13 protein-coding genes are annotated in these 16,429 nt (G+C 74.3%); 5 read left to right on the top strand and 8 right to left on the bottom strand.

Going from position 1 to position 16,429, the window contains the following annotated elements:
* Positions 1 to 19 precede the first annotated feature (19 nt).
* Positions 20 to 274, top strand: a complete 255-nt coding sequence (locus tag ACFY0O_RS08540) for a hypothetical protein (protein ID WP_388944350.1) — start codon at positions 20 to 22, stop codon at positions 272 to 274.
* A 13-nt stretch (positions 275 to 287) separates the two neighbouring features.
* Here ACFY0O_RS08540 and ACFY0O_RS08535 read toward each other — a convergent pair whose 3' ends face one another.
* Complete coding sequence (locus ACFY0O_RS08535; RefSeq protein ID WP_388944348.1) at positions 288 to 911, bottom strand: hypothetical protein; 624 nt, start codon at positions 909 to 911, stop codon at positions 288 to 290.
* Between the two features lie 96 nt (positions 912 to 1,007).
* Here ACFY0O_RS08535 and npdG point away from each other — a divergent pair, with 96 nt between their 5' ends.
* Positions 1,008 to 1,712 (top strand): NADPH-dependent F420 reductase, encoded by a 705-nt coding sequence (gene npdG / locus ACFY0O_RS08530; RefSeq protein ID WP_358899495.1) that lies wholly within the window; start codon positions 1,008 to 1,010, stop codon positions 1,710 to 1,712.
* Between the two features lie 40 nt (positions 1,713 to 1,752).
* Here the strand turns inward: npdG and ACFY0O_RS08525 are convergent, their stop codons facing one another.
* Positions 1,753 to 3,810, bottom strand: a complete 2,058-nt coding sequence (locus ACFY0O_RS08525; protein WP_388944345.1) for a TerD family protein — start codon at positions 3,808 to 3,810, stop codon at positions 1,753 to 1,755.
* Positions 3,811 to 3,985: 175 nt separating this feature from the next.
* Between ACFY0O_RS08525 and ACFY0O_RS08520 the strand changes: the two genes are divergently transcribed.
* Complete coding sequence (locus tag ACFY0O_RS08520) at positions 3,986 to 4,168, top strand: hypothetical protein (RefSeq protein ID WP_388944342.1); 183 nt, start codon at positions 3,986 to 3,988, stop codon at positions 4,166 to 4,168.
* A gap of 4 nt (positions 4,169 to 4,172) precedes the next feature.
* Here the strand turns inward: ACFY0O_RS08520 and ACFY0O_RS08515 are convergent, their stop codons facing one another.
* Complete coding sequence (locus ACFY0O_RS08515; RefSeq protein WP_388944340.1) at positions 4,173 to 4,973, bottom strand: site-2 protease family protein; 801 nt, start codon at positions 4,971 to 4,973, stop codon at positions 4,173 to 4,175.
* Positions 4,974 to 5,036: 63 nt separating this feature from the next.
* On the opposite strand from ACFY0O_RS08515, the gene ACFY0O_RS08510 reads away from it, so the two are divergent.
* Positions 5,037 to 8,495 (top strand): BTAD domain-containing putative transcriptional regulator, encoded by a 3,459-nt coding sequence (locus ACFY0O_RS08510; protein ID WP_388944337.1) that lies wholly within the window; start codon positions 5,037 to 5,039, stop codon positions 8,493 to 8,495.
* 62 nt (positions 8,496 to 8,557) lie between these two features.
* Here the strand turns inward: ACFY0O_RS08510 and ACFY0O_RS08505 are convergent, their stop codons facing one another.
* The 3 genes from ACFY0O_RS08505 to panB form a co-directional block, all read right to left on the bottom strand.
* Entirely contained in the window at positions 8,558 to 9,400 is an 843-nt protein-coding gene (locus ACFY0O_RS08505; protein WP_388944334.1) for an ABC transporter permease, read from the bottom strand.
* Complete coding sequence (locus tag ACFY0O_RS08500) at positions 9,397 to 10,419, bottom strand: ATP-binding cassette domain-containing protein (protein WP_388944331.1); 1,023 nt, start codon at positions 10,417 to 10,419, stop codon at positions 9,397 to 9,399. The genes ACFY0O_RS08505 and ACFY0O_RS08500 overlap by 4 nt, the downstream gene beginning before the upstream one ends.
* A gap of 106 nt (positions 10,420 to 10,525) precedes the next feature.
* Positions 10,526 to 11,386, bottom strand: a complete 861-nt coding sequence (panB, locus tag ACFY0O_RS08495) for a 3-methyl-2-oxobutanoate hydroxymethyltransferase (RefSeq protein WP_388944328.1) — start codon at positions 11,384 to 11,386, stop codon at positions 10,526 to 10,528.
* 307 nt (positions 11,387 to 11,693) lie between these two features.
* On the opposite strand from panB, the gene ACFY0O_RS08490 reads away from it, so the two are divergent.
* Entirely contained in the window at positions 11,694 to 12,743 is a 1,050-nt protein-coding gene (locus ACFY0O_RS08490; protein ID WP_388944325.1) for an endonuclease/exonuclease/phosphatase family protein, read from the top strand.
* Positions 12,744 to 12,806: 63 nt separating this feature from the next.
* Here the strand turns inward: ACFY0O_RS08490 and ACFY0O_RS08485 are convergent, their stop codons facing one another.
* Both ACFY0O_RS08485 and ACFY0O_RS08480 read right to left on the bottom strand, forming a co-directional pair.
* On the bottom strand, positions 12,807 to 14,561 hold the full coding sequence (locus ACFY0O_RS08485) for an NAD+ synthase (RefSeq protein ID WP_388944323.1): 1,755 nt from the start codon (positions 14,559 to 14,561) through the stop codon (positions 12,807 to 12,809).
* A gap of 78 nt (positions 14,562 to 14,639) precedes the next feature.
* On the bottom strand, positions 14,640 to 16,316 hold the full coding sequence (locus ACFY0O_RS08480; protein WP_388944321.1) for a DUF4352 domain-containing protein: 1,677 nt from the start codon (positions 16,314 to 16,316) through the stop codon (positions 14,640 to 14,642).
* Between the last annotated feature and the right edge of the window lie 113 nt (positions 16,317 to 16,429).

Below are 16,429 nucleotides of genomic sequence, written 5' to 3'. Positions count from 1 at the left end.
CGAGAGGAGCCTGGGGACGATGGCCCTGTTCAAGAAGCGCCAGGTGGGCAAACCGGGCGAGTGGTACTACTGCCTGGTCCACAAGAAGGTCGAGGAGGGTCCCGACTGCCCCGCAAAGGACCGCTTCGGCCCGTACGCCAGCCCCGAGGAGGCCGCCCACGCCATGGAATCGGCACGGGAACGCGACCTCGAATGGCAGAACGACCCCAAGTGGAACGACAAGACCCGCGAGGGGGACGGGGAGGCGGACGGCACCGGCACGGCCACCCCCTGACGGGCGGCCCCCGCTACCAGCGGCTGGGCGGCGGGGCGGTCAGCTGATCGGCCAGCCGCGCCAGCCGGTCCCGCAGCCGCCGCACGCCCGTGGCCCCGCCCGCGCCCCGCCGCACCGGCAGGCCGTTCTCCCCGGCCGCCGCTCCGACCAGGTGCTGCACCGTGTCCAGGTCCAGGGCGCTGTCCGCCGCCGGCACCGACAGCGCGTCGTGCGCGAGGGCGCCCAGGTCGGCGTCCCCGCCGTCCAGCGACAGCACGGTCGCCCCCGCGCGCCGGGCGTCGTGGACCCGTTCCAGCAGCCCCTCGCCCGGCCGCTCCGGAGCCACCACCAGCAGGGTGTGCCCGCGCCGGGCCGCCTCCAGCCGGCCCAGCCCGACCGACAGGTGCGGCGGCTCGCCCGGCAGCACCCGGTGGCGCACCAGCGTCGGCGCCAGCTCCGGCTGCCCCGACCAGGCGGCCTCGTCCACCAGGTGCGCCGCCAGGTGCCAGGGCTCGTACCGCTCCGTCCCCACCAGCAGCAGGCCCCCGCCCGCCGGCACCACCGCCCGCCGCAGCGAACCGGCGAACCTCCGCGCCTCACCCGGCCACGGCGTTCCCGCGAGCACCTCGCGCAACAGAGCCACCCTCACGGCATCCATGGCCCGCATCCTGCCGCACCCCCCGGGGCCCCGGGGGGCACTTCGCCCCTCTCCCACCCCTTCGACCGCCACGTACCCGGCAGTACGCTCGCCCCCATGACTTCCTCAGACAGCACCCAGAAGCCGCCGGCCAAGGATCCCTGGGACCTCCCCGACGTCTCCGGCCTCGTCGTCGGCGTCCTCGGCGGCACCGGCGACCAGGGCCGCGGCCTCGCCTACCGGCTCGCCCGGGCGGGCCAGAAGGTGATCATCGGCTCCCGGGCCGCCGACCGCGCCGAGACCGCCGCACGGGAACTGGGCCTCGGCGTCGAGGGCGCCGACAACGCCGACTGCGCCCGCCGCAGCGACATCGTCATCATCGCGGTGCCGTGGGAGGGCCACGCCAAGACCCTGGAGGCCCTCCGCGAGGACCTCGCCGGCAAGCTCGTCGTGGACTGCGTCAACCCGCTGGGCTTCGACAAGCAGGGCGCCTACGCCCTCCAGGTCGAAGAGGGCAGCGCCGCCCAGCAGGCCGCCGCCCTGCTCCCCGACTCCCGGGTCACCGCCGCCTTCCACCACCTCTCCGCGGTCCTCCTCCAGGACACCTCGGTCGAGGAGATCGACACCGACGTCATGGTCCTCGGCGAATCCCGCGCCGACACCGACCTGGTCCAGGCCCTCGCCGGCCGCATCCCCGGCATGCGCGGCGTCTTCGCGGGACGCCTGCGCAACGCCCACCAGGTGGAGGCGATGGTCGCCAACCTCATCTCCACCAACCGCCGCTACAAGGCCCACGCGGGCCTCCGCCTCACCGACGTCTGATCGTCCCGCCGCCCCCCGGGCCCCACGCCGGGCCCGGGGTTCAGCCCTTGCGCCCGGCGCGCGGCTCCAGGCCGCCCAGGTGCGCCAGCACGCCGTGGTGGAACCGCTCCACGGCCTCGTCCACGCTGCGGATGAACCCGGACTCCGCGTTGCCCCGGGCCGTGCCCGTCCCCTTGATGAGGGACAGCCGGAACCCGGTGAGCTGCGCACCGCCCTTGGGCAGCAGGTCCGCCGGCTCCGGCCGCAGCCGCTCCAGGGTGCCGCGCGGCCCCCCGCCCCCCTCCACCAGGCTCTCCACGTGCAGGTCGGCCGGGGCCTCGGCCAGCATCCGCAGCAGCCGCTTCGCCGTGGTCAGCGGGTAGGAGCCGGCGGGCGCCGGCACGTCCACCGAGGTGCGGACCTTCGCCGTCCGCAGGTCCGCCGTGACCGCGATCACCCGGTCCGTCCCCTCGATGCGCAGCTCCGCCGCCAGCCGGCCCTCCCGGCACAGCCGCTCCGCCGCGGCCACCCGCCGCGCCCGCGGATCACTGCCGCGCCGGGCCCGCTGCACCGGCAGCGCCTTCTGCCCCAGCTCCCCGCCCAGGCGCAGGCAGACCTGCCGGATCAGCCGCTCCCAGCTCTCCACCACCTCCACCGCACGCGGATCCCCGACGCTGAGCGTCTCGTCGTCGATCCCCTTGCGCACGGGAACCCAGGCGGGCCCCATGTTCTGGAACCCGTGGCAGCCGGAGTTCTCGTGCTGGAGGTACTCCAGCAGCTCCTGGAGCAGCCAGGCGTGTGCGGCGTTGGCCACGCCCTCGTGCCGGATCAGCAACTGCGTCTGGTGCGCCACCTCCGCCCACGACAGGTGCCACAGGCTGACCTTGTGCTTGCGCCGGCCGTCGGTCCTGACGTCCACCACGGGGGCCCCGTCGAGCGCCACGTCGTTGGAGAGCGTGATCACGGCCTCGTAGGCCCGGCGCGCGGCGATGTCCATGTACTCCTGGACCTGCTCGGCCCGCAGCGGGTTCCCGTTGGTCTTGGTCTCGACGAGCGCGGTCCACAGCTTGCCCGCCCGCTCGACCCGGATCACCCCGTCCGGACGCCGGGGCGTGTCGCCGTGGGGGAGGGACACCTCGGTGAAGGTCTGCATCCGCCCGGCGGGCGCACCGAACCCGGCGGTCAGCCGACGGCCCAGCTCGGGCACCTGTGCCATGACGGCGAGCAGCACGGAGGTGGCGCGCACCTCGCGTTCCCGGTCGCTCTTGAGGGTGGGGACGGGGAAGAGCCGCGCGGGGCGCCAGGCGTCGTTCTCGGCGAGGGACTTGCCCGGGACCCTGGGCAGCGTGACCTTCTTCCGGGTCGTCCGCGGGCTCCTGCCGCGCGTCTGCGCCGGAACGGCGGGCCCGGGGAGGTCACCGGCCCCGTCGGCGGAGTCCGGGGCCGCGGCGGCCTCGGGGGCCGGGTCTGCCACGGCCTGCGCGGGGTCGGCCGGGTCCGCGGAGCCGCCGGCGGCGCCCGTCACGTCCGCCTCGGCGTCCCCGCCCAGCCCGTCCGCCCCGTCCGCTTCCTCGGACTCGTCGACCATGACACCGAAGTCCGTGGCGAGTCCGGCCAGCCCGGTCTCGTACCCCTGGCCCACGGCGCGGAACTTCCACTCCTCACCCCGCCGGTACAGCTCCCCGAAAATGAAGGCCGTCTCCACGCCCGCGTCGTCGATGGAGAAGCCCACCAGCGGCTCACCCGACCGGTCGGCGACCGTCATCCGCAGGTCGTCCAGGTCGCCGAAGCGGGCCCCGCCGTACTGGCTGGCCGCCACCACGATCCGTGCCACGTCAGCCGGCACCGCCGTCAGATCGACGCTGATGCGGTCCTCGTCGCCGCTGTCGGTGGGGGTCTTGCCCAGGAGCTGCACGCTCCCGTCCGGGGCGGCGGGGTTGTTGTAGAAGTAGAAGTCGTTCTCGCTGCGGATCTTGCCGTTCTCGTCCACCAGCAGCACGGAGACGTCCGCGTCCCCCGCGCCCGACGCACTGGTCCAGCCCAGGCTCACCACGACCGCGCCGACGTCCTCGCTCAGCGCGTTCAGGCTGACGTTCGCACCCTTGCGGATCTCCTGCATCGCGTTCCCCCCGCTCTCGTGGCGCGCGACCGGATCCGCGCGTCCGGCGAACCGTAACCGGGAGCAGTGCGGAAGATCAGGCAAAGCCGGAAATGAGCTGCGGCGGGGACGGGGGACGGATGGGGGACACTGGAGGGGCTCGACCCCGTTCCGTGTTGCCGAGGAGCTGTTCCGGATGCCCCGCCTTGCCGTGTTCGCCGTTGTCGTCTGCGCCCTTGCCGTGGCCGCCGCCGTGGTCGCCTTCGTGGAGGGCAGCTTCCTCGGGATCGTGTGGGTGCTGCTGGCCGGCGTGACGTCCAACATGGCCTGGTTCTACATCCGCAAGGCCAAGGCCGAGAAGCGGCGCGAGGCCGTCTAGGACGTCAGTCGACGGGGGCCGCGCAGAAGCCGTCCTCACCGGTCCAGAAGCGGTACAGGTCGCGGCCGCAGTACGTCTCCAGGTCCGAGACGCCCAGGGCGCGCAGGACGCCCCGCACCGCGTCGAAGAAGACCGCGTTGACCTCCGGGATCCACAGCAGGGCGAACACCCCGATCAGCGCGAACGGCGCCAGCGGCGCGAGCTCGCGCCGGACGCGGTGGGAGAGCCAGGGCTCGATGACCCCGTAGCCGTCCAGGCCGGGGACCGGCAGGAAGTTCAGGATCGCCGCCGAGACCTGGAGCAGCGCCAGGAACGCCAGCGCGAAGCGGAACGGCTGCGGCACCCCGTCCAGGGCGTCCAGCCAGAACGGCGCCGTGCACACGATCGCGAAGGCCACGTTCGTCAGCGGGCCCGCCGCCGAGACGAGGCTGTGCCGCCAGCGGCCTCGGATCCGGTCCCGTTCGATGTACACGGCCCCGCCGGGCAGACCCAGCCCGCCCAGGATCACGAAGACCACCGGCAGCACGATGCTGAGCAGGGCGTGCGTGTACTTCAGCGGGTTCAGGGTGAGGTAGCCCTTGGCGCCGACGGTGAAGTCGCCGCCGTGCAGGGCGGTACGGGCGTGCGCGTACTCGTGCAGGCACAGCGACACCACCCACGCCGAGGTGACGAAGAGGAACACGGCGAGACCCGGGTTCGCCGCGAAGCCCGTCCACACCGCCCAGCCGGTGACCGCCATGACGGCGACGATGCCGAGGAAGACGGAACTGATACGCCGCTCGCCGCGGCCGCCCTGGTGAACCATGCGGCGAAACCTATCCCGGGCCGACGGCCCGTTGTCCCCCGGGGCCCGGGGGACAATGGGCCGGTGCGTTACGCGATTCTCGGCACCGCCCAGGCCATCCGCGACGACGGGACCCCCGTCGCCGTCGGCGGAGCGCGCCTGCGCGCGCTCCTGACCGCGCTCGCGTTGCGGCCCGGCCGGACCGTGCCCGCCGCGATGCTCGTCGCCGAGGTGTGGGACGCCGACCCGCCGGCCGACGCCCCCGCCGCGCTCCAGGCGCTGGTGGCCCGGCTGCGGCGGGCCCTGGGGCACGGGGCCGTGCGCTCCGCGGAGGGCGGCTACCGGCTGGAGGCCGTACGGGACGACGTGGACCTGTACCGCTTCGAAGGGCTCGTGCGCTCCGCCGCGGCCGCGGCCGAACCCGCCCGGACGGCGGCCCTGTACGACGAGGCGCTCGCCCTGTGGCGGGGCCCCGCGCTGGCCTCCCTCCCCGATCCGGCGGCCGAGTCCGCCCGCTGGGATGCCGTACGGATGGACGCGCGCCGGGGCCGCCTGGGCGCGGCGCTGGCGCTGGGCGAAGCGGAACAGGCCCTGCCGGAGCTGACCGAACTGTGCGCCCGCCACCCCCTGGACGAGTCCCTGCAGTCCCTCCGCATCCGGGCCCTCCGCGCAGTGGGCCGCCCCGCGGAGGCCCTGGCCGCCTACGAGACGGTCCGCCGGGACCTGTCCACCCGCCTGGGCACCGACCCGGGGCCGGCCCTGCGCACCCTGCACACGGAACTCCTCTCGGGCACCCCCGCCCCGGAACCGACCCCGTCCGCCACCCCGGCCTGGCCCGCCCCGCCCGCCCCCCACCCGGGCGCCGCAGCCGTGGCACCCGCCGCTGCAACCGCCGCCTCCGCGGCGGCGGCCACCCCGGCCCGGCCCGACCCGACGGCCCCGCCCGCCCACCACCCGGGCGCCGCAGCCGTGTCGCACGCCGCCGCAGCTCCGGCCCCCGCCGCCCCCGCGTACGCCGCCGCCCCCGCCCCCGGGAACCTGCGGGCCCGGCTGACCACCTTCGTCGGGCGGGAGGAGGACATCCGGGCCATCGGCGGCGACCTCGCGCGGGCCCGGCTCGTCACCCTGCTCGGGCCCGGCGGGGCCGGCAAGACGCGGCTGTCGCAGGAGGCCGCCGAGGCGCACCCCGCCGGGGACTGGCCCGACGGGGTGTGGCTCGTGGAGCTGGCGCCCGTCGACGACCCCGAGGACGTCGCCGAGGCCGCCCTCGCCGCCCTCGGCGCCCGCGAGACCAAGCTGCGCGGCGCCGCCGCCGAGGAACTGCGCGCCCTCACCGACCGCACCGGCGACAACCCCCTGGACCGGCTCGCCGAACACTGCTCCCGTCGCCGCCTCCTGCTGCTCCTGGACAACTGCGAGCACGTCATCGGCGCCGCCGCCGAGCTCGCCGAACGCGTCCTCACCCAGTGCCCCGGCGTGCGGATCCTCGCCACCAGCCGGGAACCGCTCGGAGTGCCGGGGGAGTTGCTGCGGCCCGTCGAGCCGCTGCCCGACCCCGTCGCGCTGCGGCTACTGGACGACCGCGGGGCCGCCGCGAAGCCCGGCTTCCGGGTCGCCGACGACCCGGAGGCCGCCGCCGAGATCTGCCGCCGCCTCGACGGGCTGCCCCTCGCCATCGAACTGGCCGCCGCCCGGCTGCGCCTGCTCACCCCCCGCCAGATCGCCGACCGCCTCGACGACCGCTTCCGGCTGCTCACCGGCGGAGCCCGCACCGTCCTGCCCCGCCAGCAGACCCTGCGCGCCGTCGTCGACTGGTCCTGGGACCTCCTCGACGAACCCGAACGGGCCGTACTGCGCCGGCTGTCCGTCTTCGCGGGCGGCTGCGACCTGGAGGCCGCCGAGGCCGTCTGCGGCGACGGCAGCCGGCTCGACGTCGCCGACGCCATGGCGGCCCTGGTCGACAAGTCCCTCGTCGTCGCCGCCCCCGGCCCGGCCGGCGACATGCGCTACCGGCTCCTGGAGACCGTCGGCGAGTACGCCGCCGAGCGCCTCGGCGAGACCGACCGCGACGAGACCGAGCAGCGCCACCTCGTCCACTACCGCGAACTCGCCCGCACCACCGAGCCCCGGCTGCGCGGCCACGGCCAGCGCGCGGCCGCCGACCGCCTCGCCACCGAGTACGAGAACCTCCGCACCGCCCTGCGCCGGGCCCTCGCCACCCGCGACGTCGGCGAGGTGCTGTGCCTGGTCCACGCCCTCACCTGGTACTGGCACATGCAGGACCTGCGCGCCGAGACCCGGCACTGGACCGAAGCCGCCGCCGCGCTCGGCCCGGACCCCTTCGCCCCGCCCCACGTCCCCGCCGGGCCCGTCCACGAGCGGCTCCTCGACACGCCCCCGCCCTACTCCGGCGAGGTCCTCGCCGAGGGCTGGCGCGCCCTGCACCTGGTCCGGCTGACCGTCCGGGACCAGACGAGCGCCGACTGGGACAACCCGGAGGTCCGCGCGCAGGTCGCGGGCGTCCTCGCCGTCTACCGGCCGGGCCTCCCGCAGACCTGCCGGACCCCGGGCGCGCTGTGGATCTACGCCGTGATGATCGCGGGGGACGCCGGCCTGCTCAAGCGGGTGGTCGACGCGACCGTCGAGACCGCCCGCGAGCTCGGCTACGGCTGGGAGCTCGCCTCCGCCCTCCAGCTGCGGGCCAACATCCTCGCCAATCGCGCCGACTGGGCCGGCGACGCCTCCCGCGACGCCGACGAGAGCCTGGCCCTCTTCCGTGAACTCGGCGACGACTGGGGCTGCGCCGAGGCCCTGTCGGCCCGGGCCGAGTCCCGGGAGAAGCGCGGGGACTACGCCCTGTCCGCCGAGGACTACCTCGCGGCGATCGAGTACGCCGAACGCCTGGGCGCCAAGGCACAGGTGACGGTGTTGCGGGTGCGGATGGCGGGCTCCCTCGTCGAGAGCGGCCGGATCGAGGAGGCCGAGCGCCTCCTCGGGGAAAGCCTCACCACGGTGGCCCGGTTCGGCAACGAGGCCGCGCCGGCCGGCCGGATGTTCCTCGCCGGCATCTACGGCCGCACCGGCCGGATCCCCGCGGCCCGGGAGCAGATCCGGCTGCTGCGCGAGGAGTTCGCCCTCGGCGCCTTCGCCGTCTTCGACGTGTTCCTGCTCGCCACGACGGCCTGGCTGGACAACCAGGAGGGCAAGCACGAGGACGCCCTGACCCTGGTCCGCGAGGCGGCGCGAACCGATCAGCACCCGCTGGCGATGATGGTCGCCCCGCACATGCCCGCCCTGTACCTGCTGACGGCCGCCGTGGCCCGGATCGGCCTCGGCGGGCCGGGGGCGGCCCACGAGGGCGCGCGGCTGATCGGCGCCTACCACGCCCACCTGCCGGCCGGGCACCACCCCGTCAGCACGGAACGCGAGGACGCCGCCCGTGCCGGGGAGCGGGCGCGGGCGGCGCTGGGGGACGCCGGGTACGAGGCGGCGTACGCCGAAGGCGGCGGCCTCTCCCTGGAGGAGGCCACCGCCCTCATCTGATCCGGCCGGCTCCCCCGTGCGGGCCGTCCGGGACGCGATCCGGACGGACCGGCCGCCCGGGATCAGGTCTTCTGGCGGAACTTGCGGACCGCGATCGGCATGGTGACGGCGGTGATTCCCACCGACCAGGCCAGCGTGACCCACACGGAGTGGCCCAGCGGGGTGCCGTTGATCAGCCCGCGGGCCGCGTCGGCCAGGTTGGACAGCGGGTTGACGTCGGTGAAGCTCTGCAGCCAGCCGGGCATCGTCGTCGGCGGGGCGAAGATCGAGCTGCCGAACTGCAGCGGCATCAGGACGATCATCGCCATGCCCTGGACGGCCTGCGCCGTCTTCAGGGTCAGACCCAGCAGGATGAAGATCCACATCAGGGAGGCGCCGAAGACGGCCGACAGCCCGATGGCCAGGAACAGGTCCAGTACCGAGGTCTTGATGGACAGGCCCAGGATGAAGCCCACGGTGAGCAGGATCGCGATGGCGACCATCATCCGGCCCAGCTCGACCACGATCTTCGCGATGAGGACCGAGGACCGGGCGATCGGCATGGACCGGAAGCGGTCCATCACGCCCTTCTTGAAGTCGTCGTTGACGCCGGTGCCGACGCCCATGGCGATGTTCATGCCCATCATCGCCATCAGGCCCGGCACCACGTAGTTGACGTACTCGCCCTGGTTGCCCTTGCCGGAGATCGCGCCGCCGAAGACGAACACGAACAGCAGCGTGAAGATGATCGGCATGAACAGGACGTCGAACATCGACTCCGGGTCCTGCTTGATCTGCAGGGCGTTGCGGCGGACCAGGGCGCCGATGTGCCGCAGGTTGCCCCGCAGGCCGATCCGGCCGTCCTCGGCCGGGGCCGCGGCCGCCGCCCGGGGGGCCGCGGGCTTGGTGGTGGTGACGGTGCTCATGCCGCGACCTCCTCGGTCTTCTCGGTGGGAACGGAGTCCTCGGACGGGGCGGGCCGCTGTCCGGTGATGGACAGGAACACCTCGTCGAGGCTGGGCAGGTAGGTGCCGAGGTCGGCGATCGCGTACCCGCGGCCGGCCAGCAGGCCCACGACGGCGGTCAGCTGCTCGTCGCTCAGGATCGGGACGAGGAGCACGCCCTCGTCCGGGACGGCCTGCGCCCCGGACACCCCGTCCAGACCGGCCCCGGACAGGGCGCGGGCCATGTCCGGCAGGTCGGCGGAGGCCACCGGGCGGATCCGCAGGGTCCGGCCGCCGACGCGGGCCTTCAGCTCGTCGACCTTGCCGTTGGCGATGACCTTGCCGCGGTCGATGACCGTCAGCTCGCTCGCGAGCTGCTCGGCCTCCTCCATGTACTGGGTGGTGAGCAGGACGGTGGCCCCCTCGGCGACCATCCGCTGCACCTCGTCCCACACCTCGTTGCGGGTGCGGGGGTCCAGACCCGTGGTCGGCTCGTCCAGGTAGAGGACGGCCGGGCGGCCGATCATCGAGGCGGCCAGGTCGAGCCGGCGGCGCATGCCGCCGGAGTAGTGCATGGCGGCCTTCTTCGCGGCCTCGGTGAGCGAGAACCGCTCCAGCAGCTCGTCGGCCCGGGACCGCGCCTCCTTGCGGGAGAGGTCCAGCAGCCGGCCGATCATGTAGAGGTTCTCCCAGCCGGAGAGCTTCTCGTCGACCGAGGCGTACTGGCCGGTCAGGCCTATGGTGCGGCGCAGCTGCCGCGGCTGGCGGACCACGTCGTAGCCCGCGACCGTCGCCGTGCCCGCGTCGGGCACGATCAGGGTGGACAGGCAGCGGACCAGGGTGGTCTTGCCGGCCCCGTTGGGACCGAGGACACCGAGCACGGTGCCCTCGCGGACGTCCAGGTCGACCCCGTCCAGGGCCTTCGTGTCGCCGTAGTGCTTCACCAGCCCCCGCACTTCGACGGCGTGGGGATGCTTGTCGTTTCGCGTCATGTCCACCATGGGACCAGCCGCCACTGACAAACCCCCGACAGCCGGCCGACAGCCCGCCGACGGCCCGGGAGGGGGCTGTCGGCGGGCCGTCGCCACCGGCCGGTGCCCGTCGGTGCTAGTGGAAGGCGTGCTCCGGCTGCGGGAACGTTCCGCCGACCACGTCCTCGGCGAAGGCCTTCGCCGCGTCACCCATGGTCGCGCGCAGGTTCGCGTACTGCTTCACGAACCGCGGCATCTTCCCGCCGGTCAGGCCCATCATGTCGGTCCACACCAGCACCTGCGCGTCGCACTCCGAACCCGCCCCGATGCCGACGGTCGGGATGTGCAGGGACCGGGTGACCTCCGCGGCCAGCTCGGCCGGGACCAGCTCCAGGACCACCGCGAACGCACCCGCGTCCTGCGCCGCCTTCGCGTCGCGCAGCAGCTGGTGCGCGGCCTCGTCGCCCCGGCCCTGCACCCGGTAGCCCATCGCGTTCACGGACTGCGGGGTCAGGCCCAGGTGGGACATGACCGGGATGCCGGACTGCACGATCAGCTCGGTCTGGGCCAGCGAGCGCTCGCCGCCCTCCAGCTTCACGGCCCCGACGCCGGCCTCCTTCACCAGCCGGGTCGCGCTGCGCAGCGCCTGCACGGCGCCTTCCTGGTACGAGCCGAACGGCAGGTCGCCGACGACCAGCGCCCGGCTGGTACCCCGTACGACGGCCGCCGACAGCAGGGTCATCTCGTCCATCGTCACGGGGACGGTGGTCTCGTAGCCGAGGTGGCAGTTGCCCATCGAGTCGCCGACGAGGATGACCGGGATCCCTGCCTCGTCGAACACGGACGCCGTCATGGCGTCGTAGGCGGTGAGCATCGGCCACTTCTCGCCGCGCTCCTTGGCGAGGGTGAGGTCGCGGACGGTGATCCGCCGGGTGCCCGTGCCTCCGTACAGGGTGGGGGAGGAGGCTTCGCGGGCAGGCGAAACGGCATGCGTCATTGCAACTGCTCCTTGTGTCATCTCGAGGCGCCCTCACGGCGTCCCCGGACTCACCCACCATGGTGGCACTCCTGCGGGCGTGGACGGAAGTGCCGCAGCCGCGGCGCACCGACCGGTCCGTCACACTCCTGGCCGGGCTCCAGGAGCGCGGGAGCCAATGTGCGCGTTTCGTGACAAGCGGAACCCCGGCCGCACGGCCGTTCGTCCTCCCGGTCGTACGTCCGTGAAGGACGGCACGGAAGGCTCTCGTCATCGCCTAGGGTCAAGGGGCGGGGACGGAGCGCGAGCACGGCAGCGAGGACATGGCATGGCACAGGCGTACATGACGGAGACGGGGAACGGCGGCTCCGAGCCCGGGCCCTCCGGATCCGGTCTGCGACGCCGATGGGCCGCGCTGCGCCGCAAACTGGACGAGCTGCGCCGCGACCCCGGCATCTGGAAGCGGGGGATCGTCACCGCCGCCTTCGCCCTGCTGATCTCCGGGATCATGGTCTTCCACGCCGAGCTGCCCAACGACGTCGGCAACCTCGGCAGCCTCACCGAGACCTTCCTGCCCTGGCTGGGCGTGTTCGTGCCGGTCCTGCTGGCCATCGCGGTGGTCCGCAGGTCCGCGACGGCCCTGATCGCGATACTGCTGACGGCCGTGGTCTGGGTGAACCTCTTCGGCGGCCTGGTCACCGACAAGTCGGGCTCCGGCGGCAACCTGACGGTCGCCACCCACAACGTCGACGCCGACAACGCAGACCCGCGCGGCACGGCCCGTTCGGTCGCCACCTCCGGGGCGGACATCCTGGCCCTCACCGAGCTCAAGGCGAGCGCCGTGCCGGTCTACGAGGAGGTCCTCGGGGGGACGTACAAGTACCACGCGGTCGAGGGCACGGTCGGCGTGTGGAGCAAGTACCCGCTGACCTCCAGCAAGCCCGTGGACATCCGGCTGGGCTGGACCCGGGCCATGCGCACCACCGTCGCCGGCCCCTTCGGCGAGCTCGGCGTCTACGTGGCCCACCTGCCGTCCGTCCGCGTCAAGCTCAACGCCGGCTTCACCGCCAACCAGCGCGACAACAGCGCCGACGCGCTGGGCGCGGCGCTCGCCGCCGAGCCGCTGAAGAACGTCGTCCTGCTCGGCGACCTCAACGGCACGATGAACGACCGCTCCCTCTCCGAGGTCACCTCGCAGATGCGCTCCACCCAGGGCGCCGCCGGCAACGGCTTCGGCTTCAGCTGGCCCGCCCAGTTCCCGATGGCCCGCATCGACCAGATCATGGTCCGCGGGGTGCGGCCGGAGGCCTCCTGGACCCTGCCGCGCACGGGCAGCGACCACCTCCCGGTCGCGGCCCGGCTCACGGTCCGCAAGTAACGCCGGGCACACGGGCACACGGGGGCCCCGCCGCACGGTGCGGCGGGGCCCCCTCCGTACGCCCTACGGGTGCTCGCGCCAGCCGTTGGTGATCGGCAGCCGGCGGTCCTTCCCGAAGCCCTTCGCGGAGATCTTCGTGCCCGGCGGGTACTGGCGCCGCTTGTACTCGGCCGTGTCGACCATCCGGATGGTCCTCGCCACCAGCTCCCGGTCGAAGCCGGCCGCCACGATCGCCTCCAGCCCCTGGTCACGGTCCACGTAGAGCTCCAGGACCGCGTCGAGCACCGGGTAGTCCGGCAGCGAGTCCGTGTCCACCTGCCCCGGGCGCAGCTCGGCGCTCGGGGGCTTCACGATCGAGTTCTCCGGGATCGGCGGGGTCTCGCCCCGCTCGGCCGCGGCCCGGTTGCGGTGGCGGGCGAGCCGGAAGACGTCCGACTTGTACACGTCCTTGATCGGCCCGTACGCGCCGACCGAGTCCCCGTAGAGGGTGGAGTAGCCCACGGCCAGCTCCGACTTGTTGCCCGGGGCCAGCACGAGGTGGCCCTCCTGGTTCGACAGGGCCATCAGCAGCGTGCCGCGCAGCCGGGACTGGAGGTTCTCCTCCGCCAGGCCGGTCAGCTCCAGCGCGCCCGTGTAGGCGTCGAACATCGGCTCGATCGAGACGGTCCGGAAGTTCAGGCCGGTCCGGCGGGCCAGGTCGGCGGCGTCGTCCCGGGAGTGCTGCGAGGAGTACTTCGAGGGCATCGACACCCCGTACACGTTCTGCGCGCCGATCGCGTCGCAGGCGAGGGCGGCGACGAGGGCCGAGTCGATGCCGCCGGAGAGGCCGATCAGGACGGACCGGAAGCCGTTCTTCCGGATGTATGCGCGCAGGCCCACGACCAGCGCGTCGTACACCTCCTCGTCGTCCTCCAGGCGGTCGGCGTAGCCGCCGGTCACCACCGGCTCGTACGGCTCCACCGGCTCCTCCGACAGGACGACGCGGTCGATGCGCAGTCCGTCGTCCACGACGCCCTCGGGGGCGTCGGGCCGCGCGGCGGGCAGGTCCAGGTCGACCAGGACGCAGCCCTCGGAGAACTGCGGGGCCCGCACGACCACCTCGCCCGAGGCGTCCACGACGATCGAGTCCCCGTCGAAGACCAGCTCGTCCTGGCCGCCGATCATCGCCAGGTAGGCCAGGGTGCAGCCGGCCTCCTGGGCCCGCTTGCGGACCAGTTCCAGGCGGACGTCGTCCTTTTCGCGCTCGTACGGGGAGGCGTTGACCGAGATCAGCAGACCGGCCCCGGCGGAGCGGGTGGCGGGGACGCGGCCGCCCTCCTGCCAGAGGTCCTCGCAGATCGCCAGCGCCACGTCGACCCCGCGCACCCGGATCACGGGCTGGGTGTCGCCGGGGACGAAGTAGCGGAACTCGTCGAAGACCCCGTAGTTGGGGAGGTGGTGCTTGGCGAAGCGCAGGACGACCTCGCCGCCGTGCAGCACGGCGGCCGCGTTCTGCGGGGACCCGGCCGGCCGGCCGAGGCGGGCGGCGGCCCGCTCGGATCGGTCGAGGTAGCCGACGATCACGGGGAGCCCGCCGAAGCCCTCGTCGGCGAGGCGCCGGGCGAGGCCGGCCAGTGCGGCGCGGGAGGCGTCGACGAAGGACCCGCGCAGGGCGAGGTCCTCGACGGGGTACCCGGTCAGCGCCATTTCGGGGAACGCCACGAGGTGGGCGCCCTGCTCGGCGGAGTGCCGGGTCCAGTGCACGACCGAGTCGGCGTTGGCGGCGATGTCGCCGACGTGCGAGTCGATCTGGTTCAGCGCGAGGCGAAGTTGAGGCACGGGCCCAGTGTAATCGTCTTTCTGACGCGATGTCCTGGGCCCGGGCCGTTTCGCCGCCTTCCCGCCTTCCGGTCCCGCCTATCCGACGGGGCCGCTGAACTTCGCCGGGTCCAGCAGGATGCCGGGCGAGAGCTCCGCGCTGATGCTCTTCGTGCCCTCGGGGACCTCGAAGGCGGCGACGCCGGTCGCGGACTGGCCGGGCTGGATCACGCCCTCGATCCGCTTCGGGGTGTCGCCGTCGAAGACGAGCTTGGCGGAGCCGCCCTTGTCGTCCTTCACCGCGGGCATGGCGTAGATGACGGTGTGGGGCTTGTCGGTGTTGTTGGTGATGGTGAAGGACACCTCCACCGCGTTGCCCACCTCCATCCACGTGGCCTTGCTGACGTACTTGCGCGGCGCCGCCAGGCTCACCTTGAGGCCGTCGGGGTAGGCCACCGTCTGGCCGAAGGGGACCGGCGTGGCGAAGCCGGGGCCCGACGGGGTCTTGGGGATCTTCGGGGCGTTGGGAGACGTGGAGAAGGGCGGGGCTGAGGGGGTGGGGTCGTCCTCCCAGTCCTCGGGGTCCTCGCCCCACTCGGGGTCGTTGAGCCGCTCGTGGGAGATGCGGTCGTGGGCCTTGTCGAGGATCAGGGTGGTCAGGAACCAGCCGCCGACGGACGCGCCGAGGCCGACGACGCCGAGGACGGCGCCGACCACGGCCATGGTCCGGCGCCCGGCCCCCTTGCGGGCGCGGGCCACGCCGCCACCGGCGAGCCCGATCCCGACGAGGGCCAGCAGGCCGCCGAGCCAGAAGAGGAACGGGATGATCCCGAGGAGGAGACCGAGCAGCCCGAGCACGAGCCCGGCGACGGCGAGCCCGTTGGTCTGCGGCGGCGGGGCGGGGTAGTACCCGGCCACACCCGGCTGCGCGGGGTAGCCCGGGTATCCGGGGTAGCCGGGCTGGCCTGGGTAGCCGGGCTGGCCGGGAGCCGCCGGGTAACCGGGGTACCCGCCCTGGCCCTGCGGGGGCGGCCCCCAGGACCCGCCGGGGGCCCCGGCCGCCCCGTACGCGGGGCCGGGCGGCGGGGCGGCGGGGTGCGCGAAGCCGCCGTGCGCCCCGGCTCCGGGCGCGGCGAAGGCCCCCGGCGCCGGCGCGGCCCACGGGTCCTGCCCCGCCGGCGCCGCACCCCCGGGGGCGGGCTGCTGCGGGCCCCCGGAAGCGACCGGGCCGCCGGCCCCCTCGGGCATCCGTGCGGTCTCGGCGAGGTCGGCGGCCGGGGCGGGTGCCGGGACCTGCGGGGCGGGCGCCGCGGGCTCCTGCGTCGGGGCGGCGGGCTTGTCGAGCGAGAGCCGGGCGGTCTCGGCGACGTCCGCGGCCGGGGCCGCCGGGTCCTGCGTCGCGGGCGTCGCGGGCTCTTCCGTCGGGGCGGGGGCCTTGTCGAACGACAGCCGGGCGGTCTCCGCGAGGTCGTCGGCCGGGGCGGCGGGCTTGTCGAGGGACAGCCGGGTGGTCTCCGCGAGGTCGTTGGCCGGGGGCGACGGGGCCTGCGGGGCGGGCGTCGCGGGCTCCTCCGCCTGGGTGGCGGGCTTGTCCAGCGACAGCCGGGCGGTCTCCGCGCTCTCCGCGGCCGGCTCCGATGCGGCGGGCTGCGCCGGCTGCTCGGGCTGCTCGGGGTGTGCCGGGGGCGGGGGCGTCGGGCCGGAGGGTATCGGCGTTCCCTCAGGTTCCGTCGGCGGGCCGGACGGGCTGGGGGGCGGGGTCGGCGGCGTGCTCATACCTGGCGGCGTCCTTGCGAAGTGCGGCGTACGGAGATGCGGGCAGCCTGCCATGACCGCCCGTCCCCTCCAACCGCATTGGCCGCCCGGCCTCCCCCCGGCAGCGGAAATCA

This window comes from Streptomyces sp. NPDC001594 (assembly GCF_042893675.1).
GTDB lineage: Bacteria > Actinomycetota > Actinomycetes > Streptomycetales > Streptomycetaceae > Streptomyces.
This window is presented reverse-complemented; position numbering and strand designations above follow the sequence as displayed.

Bases quoted from the DNA above. Each gene is read 5' to 3' on its own strand.
- ACFY0O_RS08490 (WP_388944325.1), top strand. From the start codon at position 11,694: ATGGCACAGGCGTACATGACGGAGACGGGGAACGGCGGCTCCGAGCCC.
- ACFY0O_RS08500 (WP_388944331.1), bottom strand. From the start codon at position 10,419: ATGGTGGACATGACGCGAAACGACAAGCATCCCCACGCCGTCGAAGTG.
- panB (WP_388944328.1), bottom strand. From the start codon at position 11,386: ATGACGCATGCCGTTTCGCCTGCCCGCGAAGCCTCCTCCCCCACCCTG.
- ACFY0O_RS08480 (WP_388944321.1), bottom strand. From the start codon at position 16,316: ATGAGCACGCCGCCGACCCCGCCCCCCAGCCCGTCCGGCCCGCCGACG.
- ACFY0O_RS08535 (WP_388944348.1), bottom strand. From the start codon at position 911: ATGGATGCCGTGAGGGTGGCTCTGTTGCGCGAGGTGCTCGCGGGAACG.
- ACFY0O_RS08515 (WP_388944340.1), bottom strand. From the start codon at position 4,973: ATGGTTCACCAGGGCGGCCGCGGCGAGCGGCGTATCAGTTCCGTCTTC.
- npdG (WP_358899495.1), top strand. From the start codon at position 1,008: ATGACTTCCTCAGACAGCACCCAGAAGCCGCCGGCCAAGGATCCCTGG.
- ACFY0O_RS08540 (WP_388944350.1), top strand. From the start codon at position 20: ATGGCCCTGTTCAAGAAGCGCCAGGTGGGCAAACCGGGCGAGTGGTAC.
- ACFY0O_RS08505 (WP_388944334.1), bottom strand. From the start codon at position 9,400: ATGAGCACCGTCACCACCACCAAGCCCGCGGCCCCCCGGGCGGCGGCC.
- ACFY0O_RS08520 (WP_388944342.1), top strand. From the start codon at position 3,986: ATGCCCCGCCTTGCCGTGTTCGCCGTTGTCGTCTGCGCCCTTGCCGTG.
- ACFY0O_RS08525 (WP_388944345.1), bottom strand. From the start codon at position 3,810: ATGCAGGAGATCCGCAAGGGTGCGAACGTCAGCCTGAACGCGCTGAGC.